Annotated in this window: 22 protein-coding genes and 6 pseudogenes; 6 read left to right on the top strand and 22 right to left on the bottom strand. The window is 66.8% G+C overall.

Annotated elements, in window-relative coordinates:
- Positions 1–5 precede the first annotated feature (5 nt).
- Positions 6–809, top strand: coding sequence for a hypothetical protein (locus CN538_RS14920; protein ID WP_106419947.1), 804 nt, complete (start codon positions 6–8; stop codon positions 807–809).
- Here the strand turns inward: CN538_RS14920 and aroC are convergent.
- Positions 806–1,893 (bottom strand): annotated as a pseudogene (gene aroC / locus CN538_RS14915) (chorismate synthase). The gene CN538_RS14920 and the pseudogene aroC overlap by 4 nt on opposite strands.
- Positions 1,894–1,931: 38 nt before the next feature.
- Positions 1,932–2,874: pseudogene (gene prmB / locus CN538_RS14910) on the bottom strand (50S ribosomal protein L3 N(5)-glutamine methyltransferase).
- A gap of 187 nt (positions 2,875–3,061) precedes the next feature.
- Here prmB and CN538_RS14905 point away from each other — a divergent pair.
- Positions 3,062–3,658 carry a Smr/MutS family protein gene (locus tag CN538_RS14905; protein WP_106420668.1) on the top strand — a complete coding sequence of 199 codons (597 nt, stop codon included), beginning with the start codon at positions 3,062–3,064 and terminating at the stop codon, positions 3,656–3,658.
- A gap of 65 nt (positions 3,659–3,723) precedes the next feature.
- On the opposite strand, the pseudogene CN538_RS14900 reads toward CN538_RS14905, so the two are convergent.
- From CN538_RS14900 to CN538_RS14890, 4 genes and pseudogenes are all read right to left on the bottom strand, one after another.
- A pseudogene (locus tag CN538_RS14900) lies at positions 3,724–4,796 on the bottom strand (patatin-like phospholipase family protein).
- A gap of 136 nt (positions 4,797–4,932) precedes the next feature.
- Positions 4,933–5,850: an alpha/beta fold hydrolase gene (locus tag CN538_RS14895; protein ID WP_106419946.1), complete on the bottom strand. Its 918-nt coding sequence runs from the start codon at positions 5,848–5,850 to the stop codon at positions 4,933–4,935.
- Complete coding sequence (locus CN538_RS25365; RefSeq protein WP_340638129.1) at positions 5,841–6,086, bottom strand: alpha/beta fold hydrolase; 246 nt, start codon at positions 6,084–6,086, stop codon at positions 5,841–5,843. The genes CN538_RS14895 and CN538_RS25365 overlap by 10 nt, the downstream gene beginning before the upstream one ends.
- Positions 6,087–6,093: 7 nt before the next feature.
- On the bottom strand, positions 6,094–6,642 hold the full coding sequence (locus CN538_RS14890) for an alpha/beta fold hydrolase (RefSeq protein ID WP_340638128.1): 549 nt from the start codon (positions 6,640–6,642) through the stop codon (positions 6,094–6,096).
- A gap of 299 nt (positions 6,643–6,941) precedes the next feature.
- On the opposite strand from CN538_RS14890, the gene CN538_RS14885 reads away from it, so the two are divergent.
- Complete coding sequence (locus tag CN538_RS14885) at positions 6,942–7,658, top strand: AEC family transporter (protein ID WP_340638127.1); 717 nt, start codon at positions 6,942–6,944, stop codon at positions 7,656–7,658.
- Between the two features lies 1 nt (position 7,659).
- Complete coding sequence (locus CN538_RS25360) at positions 7,660–7,893, top strand: AEC family transporter (RefSeq protein ID WP_340638126.1); 234 nt, start codon at positions 7,660–7,662, stop codon at positions 7,891–7,893.
- Between the two features lie 40 nt (positions 7,894–7,933).
- Here CN538_RS25360 and CN538_RS14880 read toward each other — a convergent pair whose 3' ends face one another.
- The 7 genes from CN538_RS14880 to CN538_RS23200 all read right to left on the bottom strand — a co-directional run bounded on the left by CN538_RS14880 (position 7,934) and on the right by CN538_RS23200 (position 13,691).
- Positions 7,934–8,677, bottom strand: a complete 744-nt coding sequence (locus CN538_RS14880; protein WP_106419945.1) for a FadR/GntR family transcriptional regulator — start codon at positions 8,675–8,677, stop codon at positions 7,934–7,936.
- A gap of 126 nt (positions 8,678–8,803) precedes the next feature.
- Positions 8,804–9,445 carry an NAD-dependent epimerase/dehydratase family protein gene (locus CN538_RS14875; protein ID WP_340638125.1) on the bottom strand — a complete coding sequence of 214 codons (642 nt, stop codon included), beginning with the start codon at positions 9,443–9,445 and terminating at the stop codon, positions 8,804–8,806.
- 217 nt (positions 9,446–9,662) lie between these two features.
- Positions 9,663–10,943 (bottom strand): TRAP transporter large permease, encoded by a 1,281-nt coding sequence (locus CN538_RS14870; protein ID WP_106419944.1) that lies wholly within the window; start codon positions 10,941–10,943, stop codon positions 9,663–9,665.
- Positions 10,944–10,945: 2 nt separating this feature from the next.
- The gene (locus CN538_RS14865; RefSeq protein ID WP_051895681.1) at positions 10,946–11,464 is read right to left on the bottom strand and encodes a TRAP transporter small permease; all 519 of its coding nucleotides are present in this window, start codon (positions 11,462–11,464) and stop codon (positions 10,946–10,948) included.
- A gap of 77 nt (positions 11,465–11,541) precedes the next feature.
- The gene (locus CN538_RS14860; protein WP_106419943.1) at positions 11,542–12,543 is read right to left on the bottom strand and encodes a TRAP transporter substrate-binding protein; all 1,002 of its coding nucleotides are present in this window, start codon (positions 12,541–12,543) and stop codon (positions 11,542–11,544) included.
- A gap of 246 nt (positions 12,544–12,789) precedes the next feature.
- Positions 12,790–13,176 carry an EamA family transporter gene (locus CN538_RS23205; RefSeq protein WP_242495188.1) on the bottom strand — a complete coding sequence of 129 codons (387 nt, stop codon included), beginning with the start codon at positions 13,174–13,176 and terminating at the stop codon, positions 12,790–12,792.
- A gap of 305 nt (positions 13,177–13,481) precedes the next feature.
- Positions 13,482–13,691 (bottom strand): hypothetical protein, encoded by a 210-nt coding sequence (locus CN538_RS23200; protein WP_242495186.1) that lies wholly within the window; start codon positions 13,689–13,691, stop codon positions 13,482–13,484.
- Positions 13,692–13,799: 108 nt separating this feature from the next.
- On the opposite strand from CN538_RS23200, the gene CN538_RS21240 reads away from it, so the two are divergent.
- Positions 13,800–13,991: an Lrp/AsnC family transcriptional regulator gene (locus CN538_RS21240; protein WP_207233516.1), complete on the top strand. Its 192-nt coding sequence runs from the start codon at positions 13,800–13,802 to the stop codon at positions 13,989–13,991.
- On the top strand, positions 13,955–14,251 hold the full coding sequence (locus tag CN538_RS14845) for an Lrp/AsnC family transcriptional regulator (protein ID WP_207233515.1): 297 nt from the start codon (positions 13,955–13,957) through the stop codon (positions 14,249–14,251). Before CN538_RS21240 ends, CN538_RS14845 begins: the two co-directional genes overlap by 37 nt.
- 58 nt (positions 14,252–14,309) lie before the next feature.
- Here CN538_RS14845 and CN538_RS14840 read toward each other — a convergent pair whose 3' ends face one another.
- From CN538_RS14840 to CN538_RS14805, 9 genes and pseudogenes are all read right to left on the bottom strand, one after another.
- Positions 14,310–16,157 (bottom strand): GGDEF domain-containing protein, encoded by a 1,848-nt coding sequence (locus CN538_RS14840; protein ID WP_106419941.1) that lies wholly within the window; start codon positions 16,155–16,157, stop codon positions 14,310–14,312.
- 188 nt (positions 16,158–16,345) lie between these two features.
- A complete protein-coding gene (locus CN538_RS14835; protein ID WP_106419940.1) occupies positions 16,346–17,674 on the bottom strand; it encodes an enolase C-terminal domain-like protein in 1,329 nt (442 codons plus the stop codon).
- Positions 17,675–17,843: 169 nt separating this feature from the next.
- Positions 17,844–19,097, bottom strand: a complete 1,254-nt coding sequence (locus CN538_RS14830) for an L-talarate/galactarate dehydratase (RefSeq protein WP_277985031.1) — start codon at positions 19,095–19,097, stop codon at positions 17,844–17,846.
- Positions 19,098–19,241: 144 nt separating this feature from the next.
- Positions 19,242–19,910 carry a substrate-binding domain-containing protein gene (locus CN538_RS14825; protein ID WP_207233514.1) on the bottom strand — a complete coding sequence of 223 codons (669 nt, stop codon included), beginning with the start codon at positions 19,908–19,910 and terminating at the stop codon, positions 19,242–19,244.
- Between the two features lie 379 nt (positions 19,911–20,289).
- Entirely contained in the window at positions 20,290–20,763 is a 474-nt protein-coding gene (gene sixA / locus CN538_RS14820) for a phosphohistidine phosphatase SixA (RefSeq protein ID WP_106419939.1), read from the bottom strand.
- Positions 20,760–21,813: pseudogene (locus CN538_RS14815) on the bottom strand (NAD(P)H-dependent glycerol-3-phosphate dehydrogenase). Before CN538_RS14815 ends, sixA begins: the two are co-directional and overlap by 4 nt.
- A gap of 156 nt (positions 21,814–21,969) precedes the next feature.
- A pseudogene (locus CN538_RS14810) lies at positions 21,970–22,943 on the bottom strand (NAD(P)(+) transhydrogenase (Re/Si-specific) subunit beta).
- A complete protein-coding gene (locus CN538_RS24580; protein ID WP_277985029.1) occupies positions 22,940–23,410 on the bottom strand; it encodes an NAD(P)(+) transhydrogenase (Re/Si-specific) subunit beta in 471 nt (156 codons plus the stop codon). Before CN538_RS24580 ends, CN538_RS14810 begins: the two are co-directional and overlap by 4 nt.
- A 12-nt stretch (positions 23,411–23,422) precedes the next feature.
- A pseudogene (locus CN538_RS14805) lies at positions 23,423–24,993 on the bottom strand (Re/Si-specific NAD(P)(+) transhydrogenase subunit alpha).
- Positions 24,994–25,056: the final 63 nt, after the last annotated feature.

Here is a 25,056-nt window from a genome sequence, read left to right as displayed (position 1 = left end):
AGCCGGTGGTCGATGTGCGCTTCGTCTCCGCCGCTCCTGTACGCGGCCATCTGCGCCTGCTGGCGGGGATGGTGCGCGCCAATCGCCCGTGGACCATTCTACCCGCCTTCCGGCGCATCGTCGCGGTGGCCTTCGCCACCGGCGCCTACGGTCTGATCTTCCCCACCCTGTGGCGCCTCAGCGCGGCCTACGAAGGCTATCGCTTCGTGCTGCTGATGATCGCCGCGATCGCCGCCATGGTGATCTGGCTGATTCTCGATCACGGCCTGTGGGAACCGCAGCGCTATACCGGCTCGCCGCGCCTGACCCGGCTCTACAACCTGACCACGCTGATGACCCTGTTGCTGGGGGTGGGCTGCTACTACGCCATTCTCTTCGCGCTGTTTCTGGTGGCGGTGATCCTGTTCGTCCCCGCCAGTCTGCTCGAAGCCACGGTGGAGTCCTCCATCGGCTGGTGGAACTTCCCTGCGCTGGCGTGGCTGGCGACCTCTGTGGCGACCGTGGCCGGCGCCCTGGGCTCGAGCCTGGAGAGCGACGAGACCATTCGCGGCGCCACCTACGGCTACCCCAACAGCTCCGTCAGCGCAAGGTCAAGGAGCGCCAGCAGCAGGCACAGGAGGAGAGCCAAGGCGGCGCGAACAAGGGCAGCGCAGAGACACACGCCACGCACCAGGAAAGTGACAACGGAAATGGTGGGAATGGAGGCTACGAGAATGGCGGTGACGCAGCCGAGGGGCGCAAGGCAGGCCGTGGCGAGCCCCCTGGCGACGAATGATCGCCGCCAGGGTCGAGGCCTTTGCCGAGTCTAGCGCTGGCCCAGACGCGGGGTACCTACCCGCACATCGGCATTTTGACCGCGGTGGCGCAGCCAGTGATCCATCAGCGTCAGCGCCATCATCGCCTCGGCGATCGGCGTGGCGCGAATCCCCACGCAAGGATCGTGACGCCCCTTGGTGATCACCTCCACCGGCGCACCGTCGACATCGATCGAGCGCCCGGGCTGAGTGATGCTGGAGGTCGGCTTGAGCGCCAGATGCGCCACAGCGGCTGGCCGGTAGAGATACCGCCGAGCACGCCGCCGGCGTGATTGGAGAGAAACCCCTCCGGAGTCATCTCGTCACGGTGCTCGCTGCCGCGACTGGCAACCACGCCGAAACCGTCACCGATCTCGACCCCCTTGACCGCATTGAGCCCATCAGGGCATGGGCCAGGTCGGCATCCAGGCGGTCGAAGACCGGCTCACCCAGCCCCACCGGCACGCCCTCGGCAATCACCGTGATCTTGGCGCCGACGCTGTCCTGGTCGCGACGCAACTGATCCATGTAGGCCTCGAGCTCGGGCATTGTCCGGATCGGGGCAGAAGAACGGGTTGTGTCGATCCCCCGTCCCAGCTTTTGAAATCGATCTCGATGGGGCCGAGCTGGCTCATGTAGCCGCGCACGCGCACGCCCTGCTGCGCCAACCAGGCCTTGGCGATGGCCCCGGCAGCGACGCGCATCGCGGTCTCACGCGCGCTGGAACGGCCGCCGCCGCGGTAGTCGCGAATGCCGTACTTGTGGTGATAGGTGTAGTCGGCATGCGCGGGGCGGAACTGCGCCTGGATCTTGGAGTAGTCCTTGGAGCGCTGGTCGGGTTCTCGATCGCCAGCCCGATCGGGGTGCCGGTGGTGCGCCCCTCAAACACCCCGGAGAGGATCTTCACCTGGTCCGGTTCGCGGCGCTGGGTGGTATGGCGCGACGAGCCCGGGCGCCGACGGTCGAGATCGCGCTGCAGATCCGCCTCGCTGAGCGCGAGCCCCGGCGGGCAGCCATCGACGATGGCGCCCAGCGCCGGGCCGTGACTCTCCCCAAAGGTGGTGACGGTGAACAGTTTGCCGAAGGTGTTGCCGGACATGCGGGTTCCTCGGAGAAAAGGGAGCGAAAGCGAAGCGGTCAGGCGGCGGCGAACTGGGCCGCGTGGGCGTCGAGGTCTCGGCGTCGAGCACGAAGACGCCCTCGCCGCCGCTCGAAGTCGAGCCACAAGAACGGCACCTCGGGGAAGGCGGCCTCGAGGTGACGCTGGGAGTTGCCGACCTCGACCACCAGGATGCCGTCATCGCTGAGATAGCCACGCGCCTCGCGCAGGATGCGACGCACGATATCGAGCCCATCACTACCCGCGCCCAGCGCCAGGTCCGGCTCGTGGCGGTACTCCGCCGGCATCGCCGCCAGGTCACGGCTGTCGACATACGGCGGGTTGCTCACGATCAGGTCGTAGGTCTGCCCGGCGACGCATCGAACAGGTCGGAGGCCACCGCACGCACCCGGCGACCGACGTCGTGACGCACGATATTGGCCTTGGCCACCGCCAGCGCCTCGGGGCTGATATCGACCAGATCCACCGCACAGGTGGGCAGGGTCAGCGCGGTGGCGATACCGATGCAGCCGGAGCCGGTGCACAGGTCGAGCACCCGCACCGGCGGCGTGGCCTCGAACCAGGGCGCGAAGCCCGCCTCGATCAGCTCGGCGATCGGCGAGCGTGGAATCAGCACACGCTCGTCGACCTCGAACGGATAGCCGGCGAAGAACGCCTCCCCAGCAGGTAGGGCAGCGGTCGCCGGGTTTCGATGCGCTGCCGCGCCAGGCCCACGATCCGGGCACGCTCGACGCCGAGCAGCCGCGCGTCGAGCACCGCCGGGTCGGCATCCCACGGCAGGTGGAGCGCCCCGAGCACCAGCGCCACCGCTTCGTCCCAGGCGCTGTCGGTGCCGTGGCCAAAGTGCAGGCGGTGGGCGAGAAACTCACTGGTGGCCCAGCGCAGGCAGTCGCGAACGCTGATCAGCTCGCTGGCGAGGGCGTGATCGGTGAGCGTCAGGGTGGTCGCCGGGCTGGACATGGGTCGGGCTCGCAAATGGCTGAAAAACGGACGACGATTGTACCCGCAAGGGTCGACGCTTCACAGCCGGGCATGCGTCCGCGGCGACAATCCTTTACCCTTGCGCCCGCGGCGCGGGCGCGCCAGGCGCGGGCCGATGGCACACCCGGCCGGCATCGACCGAGACAGCAAACAGAGGCAGAGCGGCATGACGCAGATTTCCGGCGACGATCCGTCAGGTGGTGACGACGCCGATCTCGGCGCCTTTCGTCAGGCGCTGGAGGCGGCCGGCGTGAAGAAGCTCGAGCTCAATCGCGCCGATACCGGACGCCGCCGCCGGCACGCGCTCAACGCTACGGCACGCCGTGAGGCCGCCGAACAGGCGCCGCCGCAGGCGCTCTCCAGCCTCTCCGATGGCGGCGTCGAGGCGGTCACCCCGCATCAGTCGCTGGCCTTCGCGATTCCCGACCTGCCGCCGCGCACCTTCGCCCAGCTCAAGCGCGGACGCATTCCGTGGGAGGGCGGGCTCGATCTGCACGGCTATACCCTCGACGAGGCGCGCCTGGAGCTGGAGTCGTTCATCGACGACGCCATCGCCAACCGCCTGCGCTGCGTGCTGGTGGTCCACGGCAAGGCGCGCGGCACCAGCGCCGGCGGCGCCGCCTATCCGGTAATCAAGAGCCACGTCAACACCTGGCTCAGGAACTGGTCGCGGGTGCTCGCCTTCTGCTCCGCCAGCGAGATCGACGGCGGCACCGGCGCGCTCTATGTGCTGCTGCGCACCCGCGGCGGCGAGCCGGCGTAAGCCCCACGGCGTTCACTCCCAGTGTTTCAGGTCTAGCCCTCGCTCCTCGCTCTCACTCCTGGCACTCACTCCTGACGCTTGGGCGACGACAGCGGCAACGGCATCTCCGTGCGCGAGCCACCGCTGGTGAGCGGATGACGGCGCGCATTGACCGGCTCGCCGCTGGCCCGGGTCTGATCGCGCTGCGCCTCATGGCGATCCAGCGCCTGGGCGGCGAGATAGCGGCCGAGTTCGATCAGCGCCTCCGCGCGGTGAAATTCATAGGCCCCGCAAACGCTCTTGGGCACCTCGACAGCACGTCCGGCGGATAGCCGGCGATCTTGTACTTGGCCAGGGCCGCCTGGGTGATATCGAATGACGCCAACATCATGTCGAGCTTGCTCCAGGCGCGCTCGGTCTGGCTCGACCAGGTGTCGCCGGCGCTCTCCTCCTCGTCGCTGAAGGAGGAGATCATGCCCTGGACACGGTTGCGCACGCCCCCCAGCCAGCCGCTGAAGCTCTTGCCTGCGGCCTCGCGCTCGCGCTCGCGCTGCTGCTCCTCGGCGGCACGCTCCGCCGGCAGCATCGCTTCCAGACTGATCGGCCGCGGGGTCTGCGCGGTGGCGTTGACCGCGAGCACGATGTCCGCCGCTACCGATACCGTGGAATGATCGGCAGAGGATTGAGCAGTCCGCCGTCGACAAGCACCTGGCCGTGCTCCTGCACCGGCGTGATGATCCCGGGCACGGCGATGGAGGCCCGGATCGCGCGCAGCAGCGAGCCGCTCTGGAACCACACCTCGCGCTGGCGGGTCAGGTCGGTGGCCACTGCGGTGAACGGCAGCGGCAGCGCTTCGATCTGGATATCGCCGACCAGCGACTTCAGCTTGGTCATCACCTTGCCGGCACGCATCGCGCCCATCGCGCTCCAGGTGATATCGACCAGCCGCAGCACATCGAAGTAGTCGAGCTGACACACCCAGTCGCGGTAGCCCTCGAGCTGGCCGGCGGCGTGAATGCCGCCGATCAGCGCGCCCATCGAACAGCCGGAGATCGAGACGATCTCGTAGCCGCGCGCCTCGAGCTCTTCGATCACGCCGATGTGGGCGTAACCGCGGGCAACCGCCGCTGCCCAGCACCAGTGACACGCGTGGTTTCATCGTCCGCCTCTCCTGGCTGTCGCCTATACGTCTGTTTCTATGCTGGCAGCGCTCGCTGCGGATGCCCGCCTGCGCCCTGCCTTCCTGATCACTCTTCTGGCGTTCTGACCGCTGCCCTGCCGTTCTAATCGCTGCTCTATGCCGAGCGCCACTGCGGCGCCGATACCTCGTCCAGCCGCGCAAAGCGTACGATCTCCGCCGCCACCTGCGCCACCCGTGTACGCTCCAGGTGTAGATGATGGCCACCACTCAGCACCCGTCGCTGCAGCCGGCGCACGCGTTGGCAGCTCTCGGCCAGCAGCGTACGCTCGCCGAGAACCCCGGCGGTGGCCTGGATCAGCAGGGTCGGTGCGGTGATCTCATCGAGCATCGCCAGCATCTGCTCGGGACTCAGACGCAGCAGCGAAGGCCAGACCAGGCGCCGGTCGCTGCGCCAGTAGAACTGGCCATCCTCTCCCCGGCGCAGCGCACGCTCGACGATCGGCCGCGCGGTATCGGCATCCAGCCGCGTGCGGCCGCCGTTGATTCGGGCGTCGAGCGCCGCTTCCAGGGTCGGATATCCGCGCTGGCCGCGCGGTGGCCGCCGGCGCGCCCGCAGCCCTTGGCGCAGCTGCTCCGGCGCTTGTTGCGGCGTGGTGGTCAGCGGGGCAAAGCCATCGATCAACACCAGCCGGGCCACCCGCTCCGGCAGCGCAGCGGCGAGCAGGCTGGACACCCCGGCCCCCATGGAGTGGCCGAGCAGCGTCAGCGGCGCCGGCCCCAGCATCTCGACCACCTCGACCAGCTCGGGCAGATAGCCCCAAGGCGAGTAGTCGCCGCCTTCACCGCGGTGCGGCGAGCGGCCGTGGCCGGGCAGATCCAGCGCTACCACCCGGATACCCAACGCCTCGACCAGCAGCGGCGCCAGGCGTGAGAAGGTCGCGGCGTTATCGAGCCAGCCGTGCAGCGCCAGCCATACCGGAGCGTCGACCGCGCCCCACACCTGCGCCGCCAGCCCGGTCTCACCGAGCGTCGTCTCGATGGCTCTCTCGCTCGTTCTATCGCTCAATGGCATGCCGCGCTCTCCAGCATTCGATCGAGCGTGGCGAGCAGCGCCGCCCGGGTCGCCTCGGGATGCTCGAACGGAAACATATGCCCGCCGGGCACACAATCCAGCGCCACACCCGCACGCGCAAGCTGGCGCCGCCGCGCCTGGGTGAGCAGGGTCGAGGCCTCACCGGCGATCACCGTGAGTGGCACCGTGAGATGCTTGAGCACACCGGAGAGGTGATCGGGCAGATGCCGAAACACTGCAGCTTCATGACGCGGTGCGAACAGCGGCGGGTCGCCCCTTGCTCATCGAGCTGAGTGGCACCGCTGACGTAGTCGGCCAGCGCCGCCTCGGTGAACCCCTTGAACAGCGCGTGCTGACGCAGCGAATGACGCATTGCCTCGCGGCTCGGCCAGCGCTCGGGCGCTTGAGTGTCTTGCCGGCCGGAGTGATACGGTCGATGAATCCGGTCAGTTTGGCCAGCTTGAGCAACAAGGCATCGCGTCCGATCAGCAGCGGCGGGTCGAGCGCAACCACCGCCCGGAAGTGCTCGGGCGCGCGGCAGGCGCCCATGATCGAGAGCACCCCGCCCATCGAATGGCCCACTGCGATCACCGGCCGCCCTACTGCGCGCACCGCATCGAGATACTCATCGCACAGCGAGCGCCAGTTGCGGTCGACCGGAAAGTCGGGGTGGTGGGCCAGGCGCTCGAGGACGTGCAGCTCGAAGCGCTCATCCAGCGGCGCCAGCAGAGTGCGATAGCTGGCGCCGGTAAAGCCATTGGCGTGCGCGAAAACCAGGGGGTGAGGCAGCATCGATCGTCGAATTCCCGTAAACTGACGCCTTTTCGTCGAACGGCCACCGGCATCGGAATGGCACCCTGGCGGGCGCTCTCCGGGCGTTTTCTCCACGCGCCGCGACGCGCCGACGTTCGTACGTTCATTGTCCACACGGGCGCTCATGTCAACTGAGCGCTCGCGCTCCATAGAAGGATTGTACCGTGTCCCGCAAAGGTTCCCACCGCGACACTCGTCTGAGAAACCGGCTGTTCTGGGCCGTCCTCCTCGCCGCCCTGGTGGTTGGCTTCTGGCTGGTTCGCGGCGGAGAGTGACGCATGGGCCTGCTCGCGGCATTCACCCATACCCTCGAGATCACTCTGCCGGTCTTTCTGATGGTATTCCTCGGCCTGGGGCTCAAGCGCCTGGGCTGGATCGATGCCGCCTTCATCAACACCGCCTCGTCGCTGGTGTTTCGGGTGACCATGCCGACGCTGCTGTTCCTCAGCATCATCCAGGCCGATCTCGACAGCGCCCTGCAGCCGCGGCTGATCCTCTACTTCGTCGGCTTCACCCTGGCGAGCTTCTTCCTCGCCTGGCTCTGGGCGATCTGGCGTCACCCCTACGTCGAGCGCGGGATCTTCACCCAGGGCGCCTGCCGCGCCAATAACGGCATCGTCGGTCTGGCCCTGGCGGCCAGCCAGTATGGTGACTATGGGCTATCCGTGGGGGGCATTCTGGCCGGCGCGGTGATCGTAGTCTACAACGTGGTCTCGGTGATCGTGCTCTCGGTCTACAGCGAGGATGTGCCCACCGACCTGCGCTCACTGGCGCGCAACCTGGCCAAGAATCCGCTGATCCTGAGCGTGGTGCTGGCGATCCCGGTGGCACTGCTGGGGCTCGATCTCCCCGCCTGGCTACTCACCTCCGGCGGCTATCTGGGCTCGATGGTCGCTGCCGCTGGGCCTGATCGCTGCATCGGTGGCACGCTCTCGATCACGCGTTCAAGCGCAGCAGCACCACCATCGCCCTGGACGCCAGCCTGTGGAAACTGATGTGGGACCGCTGCTGGGCGTTCTCGGCGCCCTGGCACTGGGCATCCGCGGCCCGGCCCTGGGTATCCTGTTCCTGTTCTTGGGCAGTCCCGGCGCAGCGGCCTCTTTCGTCATGGCCAAGGCGTTCAAGGCCAACGACAAGCTGGCCGCCAATATCATCGTGATCACCACCTTCGGCTCGATGTTCAGCCTGAGTCTGGGGTTGATCGTGCTGAAGTGGCTGGGGCTCGTCTAGGCCCACGCCGGAAACGCCGAGGGCAGGCGCAGCAGCGAGGTCAGCCGCGAGGAATATCCTGATAGGCGGCATAGTTGTCGTACGCGCGCTGGAGATGTCGCAGCATGGCGTCGCGCGCCGCTTGAGGCTGCCCCGCCACGATGGCCGCGAGCACGTCGGCATGCTCACGCGCCACACGCTCGAGGTAGTGGGTCATGGCCGCCGGGTCGAGTTCCACCGCCACCAGCTTGGTCCGCGGAATGGCCCCTTCGTGCAGTTGATCGTAGAGGGCGACAAAGAACGGATTGTGGCTGGCTTCGACGATGGCGCGATGGAAGTGATAATCCTCTTGACGTGCCTGGCCACCTTCACGGCTGGCGGCAACCAGCGCCTCATGAGCGCGGGTCAGCGCCTCGATGTCGGCATCACTGCGCCGCTCGGCGGCCAGCGCCGCGGCCTGGGAATCCAGCACCAAGCGCAGTTCGAGCACGTGGAGAATGTCCTCCACGGTCGTGGCACTGATGCGCCGCGCCGGGAAGGCGCTGGCCGGCGCCGAGCGCAGCACCCGGGTACCGATGCCGCGGCGAGTCTCCACCAGCCCCATCGACTTGAGATGGGCGATCGCCTCGCGCACCGCGGTACGGCTGACCCCGAACATGTCGCACAGCTGGCTCTCGGTGGGCAGCTTGTCGCCCACCGGAATCTTGCCCTCGGTGATCAGGGCTTCGAGCTGGCGCGCGATCTGGCGCGACAGGCTCTCCTGCATCGAGATGCGCTGCACGCTGAAGGCCTGGGTCTGCTCCATCGTTTCTTCTACCTATGCTGTGCCGGATATCGTCGTGCCGTGTCACTACCCTGCGGGCCGCTGGCGCGGCCGCACCTTGACCGTCGATTGGCGCTAGCATACCAGCTCGCAGGTGGTGGACGTCATTCACCCCTCGTCGGGGTGACCAAGGGCGACGAACTTGCCACCCTGGAAGCGCACCGCCGGATCATCCGGGTCGAGCCGGCCGTCGGCGGCCTCGACCGCCTCGCGCCAGGGTGCGGAACTCTGGCGCGGGCGCCAGCCGAGGAACTGCGCATGGCGATTGTCCCACCACTGCTCGGCGTTGTCGGACGCCCCATAGACCACGGTGTGCCCCAGTTGCGGCGCGGCGAAGGCACGTGCCAGCAGATCGACGAGGTCCTCCACCCCGAGCCAGGTCGCCAGCATGCGGGTATCCTTGGGCTGGGGGAAACAGGAGCCGATGCGCAGGCTGAGCGTCTCGATGCCGAACTTGTCGTGATAGAGGCTGGCGAGATCCTCACCGAAACACTTGGAGACGCCGTAGAGCGAGTCGGGCCGGTGCGGTACCTGGCTGTCGAGCCGCGTGGTGCGCGGATAGAAGCCGATGGTGTGGTTGGAGCTGGCGAAGACCACCCGCGGCCGGCCGTGGCGTCGCACCGCTTCATAAAGGTTGTAGACGCCGATGATATTGGCCGGGAGGATCTCGGCCCACGGCTTCTCCACCGAGATGCCGCCGAGGTGGATCACCCCATCGCAGCCCGCGACCAGCTCCGCCTGCCTCGGCATCCGCCAGCTCGCAGGTGACGATCTCCTCGTGGGCGGCGGCCACCCCTGGGTCGACGATATCGGAGAGCCGCACCTGATGCGCCAGACGCGCCAGATGGGGGCGAATCGCCTGCCCCACTCCCCCGGCGGCACCGGTCACCAGTAGTCGGTTCAGCATGCTGAAACTCCTTCATGTTCGTTGGCAGAGCGGATGGCGCCCGGCGTACCGGGCGCGAATTCATTGCAGCAGATGAGGCAGCGTCAACGAGATCGCCGGCACATAGGTGACCAGCATCAGCACCGCGAACAGCGCCAGGTAGAACGGCCAGATGGTCTTCACCGTCTGCTCGATCTTGATCCCGCCGATCGCGCTGCCCACGAATAGGCACCCCCCCACCGGCGGCGTACACAGCCCGATGCCCAGGTTCATCATCATCAGGATGCCGAACTGGGTCGGGTCCATGCCGAACTGCTGCGCCACCGGCAGAAAGATCGGGGTGCAAATCAGGATCAGTGGCGCCATATCCATGATCATGCCCAGCGCCAGCAGCAGCAGGTTGAGCATCAGCAGCACCACGATCGGATTGTCGGAGACCGAGGTCAGACCGTTGGCGAGCATCTCGGGCACGCTGTAGAGCGCCAGCAGATAGGAGAACGCCGAGGCGCAGCCGACCAGGATCATCACCAGCGCCGTGGTCTTGACTGCCTGATAGACCGTGGTCTTGAACGCCGCCCAGCGCAGCTCGCGGTAGACCAGGCCGGTGACCACGATGGCGTAGAGCGCGCCGAAGGCGCCGGACTCGGTCACCGTGAGAACCCCGGAGAGCACGCCGCCGACGATGATCACCGCAGTGAGCAGGCCCGGCAGCGAGGCGCAGAAGCTGATCAGCAGCGCCGCCCAGCCGGGAAAGGTTTCGCCGCCGTAGCCGCGCTTCACCGCCACCACGTAGGCGGCCACCGCCAGCGCCAGACACATCAGGATACCCGGCACGATACCCGCCACGAACAGCTGGGTGACCGAGATGCCGCCACCCGCGGCCACCGCATAGAGAATCATGTTATGGCTGGGTGGGATCACCACCCCGGCGATCGACGAGGTGACCGTGACATTGACCGCATAGTCGGTGTCGTAGCCCTTCTCCTTCATCACCGGAATCAGGATCGAGCCCAGCGCCGAGGTATCCGCCACGGCCGAGCCGGAGATACCGCCGAACAGCATCGACGAGGTGACGTTGACCATGCCCAGGCCGCCGCGCATGCGCCCCACCGCCGCCGAGGCGAAGCGCACCAGTCGCCGCGAGATACCCCCGTGGAGCATCAGCTCGCCGGCGAAGATGAAGAACGGGATCGCCAGCAGCGAGAACACCGAGATCCCCGAGACGATGCGCTGGAAGCCGACGAACAGCGGCAGTCCCTCGTAGAGGAAGGTCACCACCGCCGACAGCCCCACCGCGAAGGCGATCGGCGCGCCCACGATCAGGCCCAGCGCGAACACCCCGAACAGAATGATCAGCCCCATGGTCAGTGCCCCTTGCGTGTCGAGATCGCGCGCTGGATCAGCTCAGCGCCTGTGAAGATCACCAGCAGCACCCCGCAGGCCACCAGCGGTGCCGAGCGCCAGCTCTCCGACAGCCCCAGCATGGGGATCGGACGGTCGGCGTTGTTGAGCATCATCAGCCACCCCTGCCAGGCCATGACACCGCCGAAGGCGATCACGAAGGCGTCGGCGATCAGCTGCATCAGCAGGCGCAGCGGGCGTGGCGCACCCTCGCGCAGGAAGTCGATGCTCAGGTGGGAACGGAACCTGACCCCGGCGGCAGCCCCCAGGCAGGTGATGTAGACCACGATCAGCAGCGACGACTGCTCGATCCAGGTCGGAGTGTCATTGAGCACGTAGCGGCCGAAGACCAGCCAGCCGAACGAGAAGATCAGAAATACCAGCAGTACGCCGGCGACGATCAGGCAGAGTCGCGCCAGCGTATCGAGCACCTTGTCACACGCCGAGGTGCCAGCGGCCACGGGCGGCTGGGAGTCGTTCACGGTGAGATCCTGTCAACTGCGGCGAAGAGGCGGCCGGCGCGCCTCCCGGCGGAGACGCGCCGACCTCGCGAGGGCAATCAGGGGGTCTGACGAATCTCGTCGATCAGCGAGGCAAGCTCGGGGTGCTTGTCGATGAATGCCTGGTAGAGCGGCTCCATGCGCTGCTGGAAGGCAGCCTTGTCCTTCACCTCATTGATCTTCACCCCCGCCTTCTCGACGATGGCGCGGCTCTTGGCTACCCGCTCCGCCCATAGCCGGCGCTGCGCCTGGGCGGCGTTCTCGGCGGCGGTGCGCACGGCGCGCTGGTCGTCGGCGGAGAGCGCCTCCCAGCTCGACTTGGCCACGCACAGGCACTCGGGAATGATCAGGTGCTCGGTGAGCGAATAGTACTTGGCCACTTCGTAGTGGTTGCTCGACTCGAACGAGGGAAAGTTGTTCTCGGCACCGTCGATCACACCGGTCTTGAGCGACTGGAACACTTCGCTGTAGGCCATCGGCGTGGCGTTGCCACCCAGGGCATCGACCATCTGCACGTAGAGATCGTTGTTCATCACCCGCAGCTTGAGCCCCTTAACGTCGTCGGGGGTCTCGATCGGGCGTTTGGTGTCGTAGAAGCTGCGCGCGCCGGAACCGAACCAGGAGAGCGCGATCAGGTTCTTCTCGGCCAGGGCGGCGGCAAAGCGCTTGCCAATGTCACCATCCATGACCCGATACATCTGCTCGACATCCTTGAACAGGAACGGCAGCGAGAGCACGTCGGTCTCGGGCACCACCGGGCCCATCGGCCCCATGTTGAAGTTGCCGAAGTCCAGCGCGCCGCTGCGGGCCTGTTCGATCGCATCCGGCTGATCGCCGAGGACGCCGTTGTTGTAGACCTTGGGCTCGACGCGGCCGTCGGTGGTCTTGGCCACCTCCTCGGCGAAAGACTTCAGCGCCAGCGAATTGGGGTAGCCGTCGGGATGGACGTTCCACCCGCGCCAGGTCGCCGCCTGGGCACCCAGGCTGGCGCTCAGCAGCACGCCGGCGGCGGCGAGAGAGAGGCAGGTACGCGAGACACGCGAGGAGAAAAGTGAGGTCATGACGCGCTCCATGTCGAATGGGCGCAGCCGCCGAGGCCGCCGTCCGGCGTCTGCGCCAGACCGATCGCGACACCGCACAGGCCGCAATGTTGTTATCGTCGCCGCCAACATTGCCATACATCATACTTATTCAAATATTAGACTTTGGCATCCTCGCCGCATCGCGTCTTGGCCTCAGCCATCGGCACCCGTGCCAGGCCCACACGCTGCATGCCTCGCCGGGATTGGCGGCCAGACCGGCGTGACTCAACCGGCCGCTCGGGCGACACCTCTCGCCTGATGCATCCTGAGCACGCCGTCCACGCAGAGCGCCACCACGGCCAGCCAGATAGCAACATAGGTCGGCCACTCACCGCTGGCGACCGTCTCCCCTAGACATAGCGCCACGATGAACAGTAGTAGCGGTTCGACATAGACCAGTAGACCAAAGAGGCTCAGGTTGAGCAGCGGCTCCGAGAGTGCCTGAAGCACCAGCGCCAGGGCGCTGAGCACCCGAGGCCCAGTATCAGGGCAATGGATGCCACTGGTGGGTGCGCCGACCACCCCGCCACCCTGCACGATGAAATAGATGCTGGCCGGCAGAGCCAGCAACATGTCGAACCATAGCCCGCCGATATGGTTGGTATCCGTCATCCGGCGCAACCAAAATAGATCGGATAGCCCAGGCAGACCACGAGCGTCGGCCACGCCAGCGCTGGGAAATCAGCAACTGGTTCAAAGCCCCCGCTAGGGCGAACAGACTGGCCAGTTGCTGCCATCGCGACAGCCGGTCCCTGAACGCGAGCCGGCCGACGACGACCATGGTGATCGGCATCAGAAAGTATCCAAGGATACCGCCAGCCCCTGACCATTGACCGGTGCCCACATGAATAGCCATAGCTGTAGGCCGAGCAGTCCCGACCCGAGCAGTCGTGTCACCCAGAAATAGCGCTCGGTTCTCAAGCGTCGGTAAACGCTCGCCACCACCCATAACCCCGCATCAGAATAAACAGTGTCAGGCAGGGAAAGGTGAGCAGCATGCGCCAGCCATAGATTTCCCCGCCGTCCAGCGCACCGAGCAGCGGCGTGTAGGCGAACATGAGAGCGAAGAAAACCGAGGCCGCGACGTTCAAGGCGACGCCAAGGGACTCGTTGGATTCGGTGGGCATGGTGCGCTTCCGAGCTGACGAATATCGCGATATTTTATTGCACACTAGGCGATAAAGGCGCTCGACATGAGGCCTCATCGCGATACATTTTCTCACCAGGTGGCCACCATGGCGCTGGACGACTTCGACCGGGCCTTGCTCAAGCATCTACAGGCCGAGTGCCAGACACCGCTGCGCGAGCTGGCCGAGCGGGTACATCTCTCCACCGCCTCGGTGCAGCGGCGGGTCCAGCGGCTCAAAGCAGGAGATACATCAAGGCGAATGTGGCGGTGCTCGACCCGGACAAGCTGGGCCAGGTGATCACGATCTTTGTGGAGGTGCGCGCGAAAAAGACGCATGCCGCCGACTTGGAGGCGCTGAAAGCGCGCTTTTCCGGCCCCGAGATTCAGCAGTGCTATTACGTCACTGGCGCAGCGGACTTCATGCTGGTGCTGCTGGTGCCGAGCATGAGCCGTTTCCAGCAGCTCTGTGACACGCTGTTCCACGGCAACCCCAACGTCGAGTGGTTTCGCACCCTGGTCGCACTGGATAGAGTCAAGACCACGCTCGAGGTTCTCTGACCGACGGCAGACACTCGCGCCCGTGCCGTCCTATCTTTCGCCATGCCGGCGTCTGCGCTCACTGGCGCCTCTCGCCTCGTGTGGCTCCGCCCACGTCGCGCTGCGCGTGGCTGGCGCCCGGCTCGGCCTCCGCCTGCTGCAGGCACGGCTCGACCAGGGCCGAATAGATCGCCACCGTACTGCGACCGCTGCGCTTGGCGCAGTAGAGTGCTTCGTCGGCCAGTCGCAGCAAGCCGTCAGGGCTTGCACTGTGCATCGGGAAGCTGGCGATGCCAGCCGAGAACGTGACATGCCCCAGGCACATTCCGCCACGTTTGAGTGGTGTCGCCGAGAGCCGCCCCAGCAGCCGCTCGAGACGCGCGGCCAGCGCCGCCGGCGAGGTGTGAGAGAGCAGCGCGAACTCCTCGCCGCCCAGGCGGCAGACACTCTCGCCAGCCGCCTTGCTCGCCTTGAGCAGCGTCGCCACGTCGACCAGCACGCTATCGCCGGCATCGTGCCCGAAACGATCGTTGATGCGCTTGAAGTGGTCGAGATCGACGATCGCCAGGGTCAGACATTCGCCCCCCGCCACTGCTCGCCGGCACGCCTGGGCGTAGGCCGCATCGAAATGGCGCCGGTTGTAGAGCCCGGTCAGGGCATCGCGGTAGGACAAGCCTTCGAGCTCTTCGACCAGCCCCGCAAGCTCCGCAGTGCGTAAGGCCACCTGCTGCTCCAGCGTCTCGTGGGAGCGGGCCAGCTCGCGATGGACCCGGTGGTAGCGATGCAGTGAGATCGCCACGCAAGAGAGCGAGAAGGCCAGCGTGCCGAAGCTCAACGGTATCGGCTGCCACGGGATGAAGCCGTGGGCCACCAGAATGTCGGCCAGCAGCAGCGGTGCGAACACGGCGAAGCTCAGCACCACGGTGCGCTGGGTACCGTCCAGCGCCCGCCACTGCCATAGCGCCAGCGCCAGCATCGTCGGCAGTGTCAGTACCAGCAGCATGTCGAAGATGGGAAAGGTCAGCGAGAGGTTGATCACCCCACCCTGGACCAGGCCGACGACCAGCACCACGTAGGCGAGATGCAGTGCCCATAGCCGCTGCGTCCAGCGCCGCGCGCTGCCCTTGAGCCAGTGGGCGAGAATCAGCCCGGTCGCCACCGGCAGCATGTAGTAACTGAAGGCCCGGATCAGATCCCACCCCAGCGGATTGCCGGCGATCAGCTGCCGCGCCGGCGCCTCGGCCAGCAGCATCAGCCCCGAGGCACCGGCAAACAGCGCGATGGCACCGAAGCTGCGTCGCTCGACGCCGCTGACGGCGAAGATCGCGGCAAATACCGACAGTGCCAGCGCCAGCGCGCTCACGGCTACGTCCCAGGCCGAGCGCCGGATGATCTGACGATAGGCCTCTCCGCGCTCCATCAGGTACACCTGGCCCCACAGACCGATGCTGGTGTAATCGGAGAAGACACGCAGCCAGAGGGTCTTGCCGGCGAAGTCGTGGGGCAGCGCGATCATGTGCCAGGGCCAACCGGCGAAGGTGACATGATCGCCATCACTGAAGTCGCCATGCTGGTAGATCAGCCGGTCGTCGAGATAGACCTGCGCGATCAGATCGATGCTGGAGATGAACAGCACCGGGTCGTGCCATTGATTGTGCGGCAGACGCAGACGAAACCACACCTTGTCGTGGCCGTCACGCTGCGGCGGGTTGGCGGGAAAAGCGATCGGCTGCCAGCCGCTATCGCTGGCGTGGAGCCAGGCCGGCAGCCCGGCGGCATCCCGCGGCGAGTCGCCCCAGCGGTACTCCCAGCCGCTCGGCTCGACGCTCGGCGTCTCGCCGTGGGGCTCGCGCGTGGCCCAGCTCCAGGCCACCCACATCCCGATCAGCAGTACGCAAAGGCCGGTGACGGCGCCGATCACGCGCATGATGAGCTCCCCTCGCTCAAGGAAGCTCATAGTGTCATGAAACCAAGTGTCAAGATAAGTATCCAAAGGTGATTTAACTAGGCTTTCGCCTCTCCTCTGGTGCCCTGCCCTGAGGCCCTCACCCTGACTCGCCTATCTCTGACCCTGACTCGCCTATCCCTGACCCTCTACTGGGCCTCGCACCCGGCTCAGCGCACCAGCGCCGGGCGCTTGGGATCGAAACGCCAGCCATCGATCAGATACTGCATCGCCATGGCGTCGTTGCGGCTGCGTACATCCAACGAGCGATAGAGTGCGTGGGCCTGTTCGAGTTGGGCCATGTCCAGCTCGACGCCCAGTCCGGGCGTGGTGGGCACGCGCAGCTTGCCGTCGCGGATCGCCAATGGTTCGCGGGTGAGGCGCTGGCCATCCTGCCAGATCCAGTGGGTATCGATGGCGGTGATCTCCCCCGGACAGGCGGCGGCGACATGAGTCATCATCGCCAGCGAGATATCGAAGTGGTTGTTGGAGTGCGACCCCCAGGTCATGCCCCATTCGTGACACAGCTCGCCGACCATCACCGCCCCCTGCATTGTCCAGAAGTGGCAGTCCGCCAGCGGAATGTCGACCGCATTGAGCGCCACCGCGTACTGCAGCTGCTTGAAGTCGGTGGCGATCATGTTGGTGGCGGTCTTGAGGCCAGTGCGTTTCTTGAACTCGGCCATCGTCTCGCGGCCGGACCAGCTCGCCTCCTGACCACAGGGGTCCTCGGCATAGCTGAGCAGATGCTTGATCGGCTCGAGCACGCGAACCGCTTCATCGAGCGTCCAGGCGCCGTTGGGATCGAGGGTCAGACGCGCCTCGGGGAAGGCGTCGTGCAGCGCGCGAATACACTCCGCCTCCTCCTCGCCGCGCAACACGCCCCCCTTGAGCTTGAAATCCTTGAAGCCGTAGCGCGCATGGGCGGCCTTGGCCAGCTCGGCGACCGCGTCCGGCGTCAACGCCTCGCGACGTCGCACTTCATCCCAGGCGTCCACCGGGTTGTCGGCTTTCGGGTAGGGCAGATCGGTCTTGGCCGGATCGCCGAGCAGGAACAGATAGCCCAGCGCCTCGACCTCGTCGCGCTGGCGGCCGAAACGCCCCAGCAGGTCCGCCACCGGCTGGCCCAGCGCCTGCCCGTAGAGATCGTAGAGCGCCGACTCGATGGCCGTCAGTACGTGGACCGCCACGCGCAGATCGAAGGTCTGCTGCCCGCGCTCCTCGCGTCCGTTGCCGGCCAGCGCCAGCCGCGCCTGGTTGAGGACCTGCTTGACCTGGTTGATACGCGCGCCTTCGACCAGCGCCCGACACTGCTCCAGCCCGCGCAGGATACCCTCGCTGGAGGGGATCTCCCCCACCCCGCACTGGCCGCTGTCATCCTCCAGGATCAGCACGCAGCGAATGAACCAGGGGGCGTGGCCGCCACTCAGGTTGAGCAGGAAACTGTCGTAGCCGGCCACCGGCACGACCGACATCTTGGTGATCTTGGGGAAACTCATCTCGCACTCCTCGGTATGTGATCGTTGCGGGAACGCTGAAGGCATCGGCGAGCGAGATGAAGCTCGAGGCGCTCGGCGCACAGGATCCGGAGCCTATGGGGTATAGGTGAGGATGCCGCGCACCGGGCAACGCAGCGATTCATCTGCGCAGCCATTGATTCAGTGTTTCCTAGCCGCGTTTGCCGAATTCTGCGCTATCCACTGTCCACTGGCGCGCCTGCTCGGTCAGGGTGAAGCCGAGCCCCGGGCGGTCCGGCACCAGCATACGCCCGTCACGGGTCTCGAGACGCTCGTTGAACAGCGGCTCCAGCCAGTCGAAGTGTTCGACCCAGGGCTCACTGGGATAGGTCGCCGCCAGGTGCAGGTGAATTTCCATGGCGAAGTGCGGTGCCAACTGCAGGCCGGCGCTGCTGGCCAGGGTGGCCAGTTTCAGAAACGGCGTGATACCGCCGATGCGCGGCGCATCCGGCTGGATGATATCGGCGCTGCGATGGTCGATCAGCGCGCGGTGCTCGGCGACGCTGGCGAGCATCTCGCCGGTGGCGATCGGCGTATCCAGGGCACTGGCCAGCGCCGCGTGCCCTTCGACGTCATACGCGTCGAGGGGCTCTTCGATCCACACCAGGTGGTAGGGCTCCATGGCGCGGCCGAAACGCAGTGCGGTGGCGCGATCCCACTGCTGGTTGGCGTCGATCATCAGCGGCACGTCGTCACCCAGGTGGCGGCGCACCGCCTCGACGCGCTGCAGGTCAGCCTTCATGTCGGGCTGGCCGACCTTGATCTTGACCCCCTTGATGCCGCTCTCCAACGAGCGCGTGGCGTTCTCCTTGACCTCCTCGATCGGCGTGTGCAGAAAACCGCCGGAGGTGTTGTAGCACTGCACCGAGTCACGATGCGCGCCGATCAGCTTGGCCAACGGCAACCCCGCGCGCTTGGCCTTGAGATCCCACAGGCCGACATCGACCGCGGCGATGGTCTGGGTCGAGAGGCCACTGCGTCCTACCGAGGCACCGGCCCACACCAGCTTGTGCCACAGCTTGTCAGTGTCGTTGGGGTCCTCGCCGAGGATCGCCGGCGCGATCTCCTTGGCATGCGCGAACTGGCCGTAGCCCCCGGCCCGCTTGGAGTAACTGAAACCGATGCCGCGATGACCGTCACGCGTCTCGATCTCGGCGAACAGAAACGACACCTCGGTCATCGGCTTCTGACGTCCGGTCAGCACCTTGGCATCGCTGATCGGCGTCGCCAGGGGCAACAGTACGTGGGAGAAACGGATCCAGCTGATGGCGTCGTTGTTCATCGAGGCACCTTGTCTCGTGGGGTCGTCGCAGGAGAAATAGCTGGCCGCGGCGACGTTCTCGGGCTCGTCGGCACGCAGAATGATTGCGCTATCATTCAGGCGCCGTCCGAGGTCGTTGGACACGGATAGTAGCGCGGGGCATTTGTATGACAAAGATGCCAACAGCCAAATTACGACCAAAGCACTAGGTAAGGATGCACGCATGAGCGGCGCCGCGCGATGCCTCCGTGCGTCATGGATCGCTGCGGGAGTGAGTCCGTCGAGGGCTCAGGTAGTGGCGCGGTCGACCAGGCTGAAACCGATATCCTCCACCGCCCCGCTGCGCTCGAACTGGGGCCGCGCCATGCGCTCGAGCAGCTGCTCGGCGGCGCGGCGGCCGATGGTGGCACCATCGATACGCACCGTGCTCAGCGCAGGAAAGCTGGCCGCGGCATAGCTGCTGTCGCCGAAGCCCATGATGGCCAGATCATCGGGGATCGCCAGGCCGCGACTCTGGGCCTCGGCGATCACTCCCAGGGCGAGGATATCGGAGCTGCAGACGATCGCCTCGAGGGCATGGTGATCGAGCAGTTCGGCCGCCATCTCCCGCCCCCAGGGCATGCTCGAAGGGGTCCCCACCCGGCGCAAAGGCAGCGCCTGCTGCCCCGCCTCGGCCAGACGCTCGCGCAGGCCATCGATACGCCGCTCGGCGCGGGTGTCGTCGGCACTGATCACGCCGAGACGGCGATAGCCGCGGGCGAGCAGATGATCGGCCACGGCGCGACCCACGGCGTGATGGGAGAACCCGATCAGCATGTCGATGGGGTCGTCGCTCATGTCCCAGATCTCGACCAGCGGCACGCGGCTGGCCGCCAGCCGCTGCCGGGTCAGAGCCGAGTGATGGCAACCGGTGAGCACGATACCGTCGGGGCGGCGGCTGAGCACCGTCTCGACCACGCCCTCCTCTTCGGCGGGGGGTATAGCCGACCAGCCCCAGCAGCACCTGGTAGCCGCGCGGCACCAGCAAGCCGGTGACGGTCTGCACCACCTCGGCGAACAGCGCGTGGGCCACCGTCGGCACCAGCAGTGCCACCAGGCGGCTGCGGCTGGAGGCCAGCGCGCCGGCGACCTGATTGGGCACGTAACCGGTCTCGATGACCGCGCGGCGCACCCGTTCACGGGTCGCCTCGCTGACCAGCTCGGGACGATTGAGCGCCCGCGACACCGTCATCGGCGCCACGCCGGCCACCCGCGCCACGTCAGTCAGACGGGCGCTGCCGGTGGCCCGGGCCGAACGCGGTTTGGCATCATGCTCACTCACTGCGGGGCGCGCGCCTCAGCCATGGGGCGGCGCGATGAAGGCGCCGAGTCGGGCGCAGCCCGCCGCCCACACCTCGGCTTCGAGCAGCGCCACCCCGGCGGTGGGGAAGCCCATGGCGGCAAGCGGCCCGCCATCGACCAGACGCCCGGCCAGGGTACCGACCAGCGGCATGTGACTGACCAGGATCAGCGGCGCCGGCGAGGCCCCCAGCCCACTCAGGCACTCGATCAAGGCGTCGACGTCATCCTCGGGGGTCATGCCATCAGCGGTATCGACGGCGACGCCGAGCGCCGCGGCGATGGGTAACGCGGTCTGCTGGGCGCGCCGATACGGGCTCGCCCACAGGGTCGCTTGCGCCAGCGCCGGGCGGCTGGCGAGCCAGCGCGCCGCCGACTGCGCCTCGCCTTCGCCACGCGCGGTCAGGCGGCGTTCGGCATCGGGTAGGCCAGGCCCCGCCTCACCGTGGCGGACGATCGCCAGCCAACTCATGCGTCACCGTCCGGGGCCAGCTGATGGGCCTGCGACACCGCCTCGCGCGAGAGCATGAACTCGACGTCGCTGCTCTGTTCGTTCTCCATCAGCGCCCGCGCCATGTCGCGTGCCGGCACGCCGTCGAACATCACATGGTGGAGCCCCTGGGCCAGCGGCATGTAGATGCCCTCCTCACGCGCCTTGGCACACACCAGCTTGACCGTGTTGACGCCCTCGGCGACCTGGCCCAGGGCCTCGATCGCCTCGTCGAGGGTGGCACCCTCGCCCAGCGCATAGCCGACGCGGTAATTGCGCGAGAGCTTGGACGAGCAGGTGACGATCAGATCGCCGACGCCGGAGAGCCCGAGGAAAGTCATGGGGTTGGCGCCGAGGGCCACCGCGAAGCGGCTCATCTCCGCCAGCGCCCGGGTCATCAGCATGGCACGAGTGTTCTCACCCATGCCCAGCGCCGCCGCCATGCCCGCGGCGATGGCATAGATGTTCTTGAGCGAGCCGCCCAGCTCGGCGCCATAGCGGTCGTTGCCGGCATAGACACGGAAGTAGCCGCAACCCAGCGCGGCCTGGACATAGGCGCGGGTGACCGCGTCGTCGCGTGGCGATCACCGTCGCGGTAAGCTGCTTCTGGGCGATCTCCGCGGCCAGGTTGGGCCCCGAGAGCACACCGATGTGCGACGAGCCGGTCTCCTCCTCGATCAGCTGGCTCATCAGTTTGAAGCCTTCGGCCTGGATCCCCTTGGTGGTGGTCACCAGGATCTGCTCCGGGCGCAGATGTTCGCGCGCCTGCTCGAGCACGCTGCGAAACGCCTTGGAGGGGATGGCGATGAATACCACCATGGCCTCGGCCACAGTGGCGGCCAGATCGGTGGAAGCCACAACCGCCGGGTTGATCGGGTAGTCGGGCAGATAGCGGCCGTTGCGGTGCTCGTGATTGATCTGGTCGACCAGCGCCGCATCGCGCAGCCACTGGCGTACCGTGGCACCGTTGTCGGCAGCGATGCTGGCGATGGCGGTACCGAAACTGCCGCCGCCGAGCACGGCGACCCGCATGGGCTCCGAGGAGCGGGAAGCTGACTGCGAGGAGGATTCTGACATGGTCGATCCGTGGCCACTGAACGATGCAGACAGTGTAACGAAAATCGTCCCGGACGGGGGTGCCGTCGCGGGACGAAATGCGCTCGGATCAGGGTCGCGCGCGGCGCTGCCTCAGTCGATCATCGGCACCAGGGCGTCGATGCTGCCGCGGGCGTCACCGTAGAGCATGCGCGTGTTCTCCTTGAAGAACAGCGGGTTCTCGATACCCGAGTATCCGGTACCCTGGCCACGCTTGCACACGAACACCTGCTTGGCTTCCCACACCTTGAGTACCGGCATGCCGGCGATCGGGCTGCCCGGGTCCTCCTGGGCCGCGGGATTGACGATATCGTTGGAGCCGATGACGATCACCACGTCGGTACTGGCGAAGTCATCGTTGATCTCGTCCATCTCCATGACGATGTCATAGGGCACCCGCGCCTCCGCCAGCAGCACGTTCATGTGCCCCGGCAGGCGCCCCGCCACCGGGTGGATACCGAAACGCACGTTCTTGCCCGCGGCGCGCAGCTTGCGCACCAGCTCGCTCACCGCGTTCTGGGCCTGAGCCACTGCCATGCCGTAGCCGGGCACGATGATCACGCTGTCGGCGTCGTTGAGCGCACTGGCGACACCGCCGGTGTCGATCGACACCTGCTCGCCCTCGATCTCCGCGGCCTCGCTCTGGGTCGCTCCGAAACCACCCAGAATCACGCTGACGAAGTTGCGATTCATCGCCTTGCACATGATGTAGGAGAGGATCGCGCCGGAGGAGCCGACCAGCGCCCCGGTAACGATCAGCAGATCATTGGAGAGGGTGAAGCCGATCGCCGCCGCGGCCCAGCCCGAGTAGCTGTTGAGCATCGACACCACCACCGGCATGTCGGCGCCGCCGATCCCCATGATCAGGTGCCAGCCGATGAAGAAGGCGAGCAGTGCCAGCAGCACCAGGGTCCAGGCCCCGGCGCCGTTGAAGTAGCCCACTGCCAGCAGCACGCAGAGCAGCGCGGCGCCGGCATTGAGCAGATGCCCACCCGGCAGCTTGTGGGGCTTGCCGCCGATCTGCCGGCCAGCTTGCCGAACGCCACCACCGAACCGGTGAAGGTCACCGCGCCGATAAACACGCCCAGTACCACTTCGATCTGCAGGAAGGTGAGCTCCAGCGGGTCTTGTGGGCCAAGGTCGCGGCGAACGCCGAGAACCCTTCGACATCGATCCCGGCGACGCGGGTGGCCACCACCCGGGCACGCTCCATCTCGGCATTGAAGCCGATGAACACCGCCGCCAGGCCGACCACGCTGTGCAGTGCGGCGACCAGCTGCGGCATCTCGGTCATCTCGACCCGGCCGCCAGCCAGGCGCCGGCCAGCCCGCCGATCAACATCAGTGGAATCAGCCAGCCGAGCCCACCGACGCCGGGGCCGAGTGCGGTGAACACCACCGCGATCGCCATCCCCGATGCCGTACCAGACCGCCCGCTTGGCCTTCTCCTGATTGCTCAGCCCGCCCAGCGACAGGATGAACAGGACACTCGCCGCGATCGCCGCGGCGGAAACGAACTCGTGTTGCAACATCATCTCTCTCCGCGGTCAGGATTTCTGGAACATGGCGAGCATGCGCCGGGTGACCAGGAAGCCCCCGACGATGTTGATCGAGGCGATCAGTACCGAGATACCCGCGAGCAGCCCGACCAGCCAGTTGCCCGAGCCAATCTGCAGAATCGCCCCCAGAATGACGATCCCGGAGATCGCATTGGTCACTGCCATCAGCGGCGTATGCAGCGAGTGGCTGACGTTCCAGATCACCTGGAAGCCAACGAAGCAGGCCAGCGCGAATACGATGAAGTGCTGCATGAACGAGGCCGGTGCGACCATCCCCAAAAGCCACATCAGTACGCCCCCGGCCGCCAGCAGGCCGACCTGACGCTTGGTCTGGGCGAGGAAGGTGGCGTGCTCGGCGGCGCGCTTCTCCTCCGGCGTCGGCTCCTTGGGCTTGGCCTTGGGCTTGGCCGCACCGATCGCCTTCACCTTGGGCGGCGGCGGCGGGAAGGTGATCTCGCCGGCATGGGTGGCAGTGGCGCCGCGGATCACGTCATCCTCCATGTCATGGACGATGACGCCGTCCTTCTCCGGCGTCAGATCGGTGAGCATGTGGCGGATGTTGGTGGCATAGAGCAAGGATGCCTGGGTCGCCATGCGCGAGGGGAAGTCGGTGTAGCCCACCACGATCACACCGTTGTCGGTGACGATCCGCTCGTCCATCACCGTCAGGTCGCAGTTGCCGCCCTTCTCGGCGGCGAGATCGACGATCACCGAGCCCGGCTTCATCGCCGCCACCATCTCCTCGAGCCACAGCTTGGGTGCCGGGCGCCCGGGGATCAGCGCAGTGGTGATGACGATATCGACCTCGGGCGCCTGTTCGCGGAACAGCGCCAGCTGCTTCTCGCGGAACTCCGGGCTCGAGGGCGAGGCGTAGCCACCGCTGCCCGACCCGTCCTGGCTGTCCTCGAAGTCGAGGAACAGGAACTCGGCGCCCATCGACTCGATCTGCTCGGCGACTTCCGGACGCACGTCGAAGGCGCGCACCACCGCCCCCAAGCTGGTGGCGGTACCGATCGCCGCAAGCCCGGCCACGCCGGCGCCGAGCACCAGCACCTTGGCCGGCGGCACCTTGCCGGCGGCGGTGACCTGGCCGGTGAAGAAACGACCGAACTGGTTGCCGGCTTCGATCACCGCGCGATAGCCGGCGATGTTCGCAGTACTCGAGAGCGCATCCATCTTCTGCGCCCGCGAGATACGCGGCACCATGTCCATCGCCACCACGGTGGCGCCCTTCTCACGGCAGCGCGCCAGGCGTGCTTCGTTCTGCGCCGGCCAGAAGAAGGCGATCAGCGTCTGCCCTTCGCGCAGCCGCTCGATCTCGGCATCGAGGGGCTCGCGCACCTTGATCACTACCTCGGCGGTGTCCCACAGCGCCTCGGCGTCGTCGACCAGGGTCACCCCGGCCGCCTGATAGGCGTCATCGCTGAAACCTGCGGCAACACCCGCGCCGCGCTCGAGCAGGCACTCGTGCCCGAGTTTCTGGATCTGCTGCGCGCTCTCCGGGGTCAGCGCGACTCGCGCTTCGCCCTTGGCGATCTCCTTGGGGCTCCAATTTTCATGCCGCCACCTCGCGCACCGACGGCATCACGCCACCGACCAGGCAGGACTCGGCCAAGACGCGC

The organism is Salinicola tamaricis, assembly GCF_003006155.1.
Taxonomy (GTDB): domain Bacteria; phylum Pseudomonadota; class Gammaproteobacteria; order Pseudomonadales; family Halomonadaceae; genus Salinicola; species Salinicola tamaricis.
Note: the sequence above shows the minus strand (reverse complement) of the source record. Positions and strands in the feature narration are given on the sequence as shown.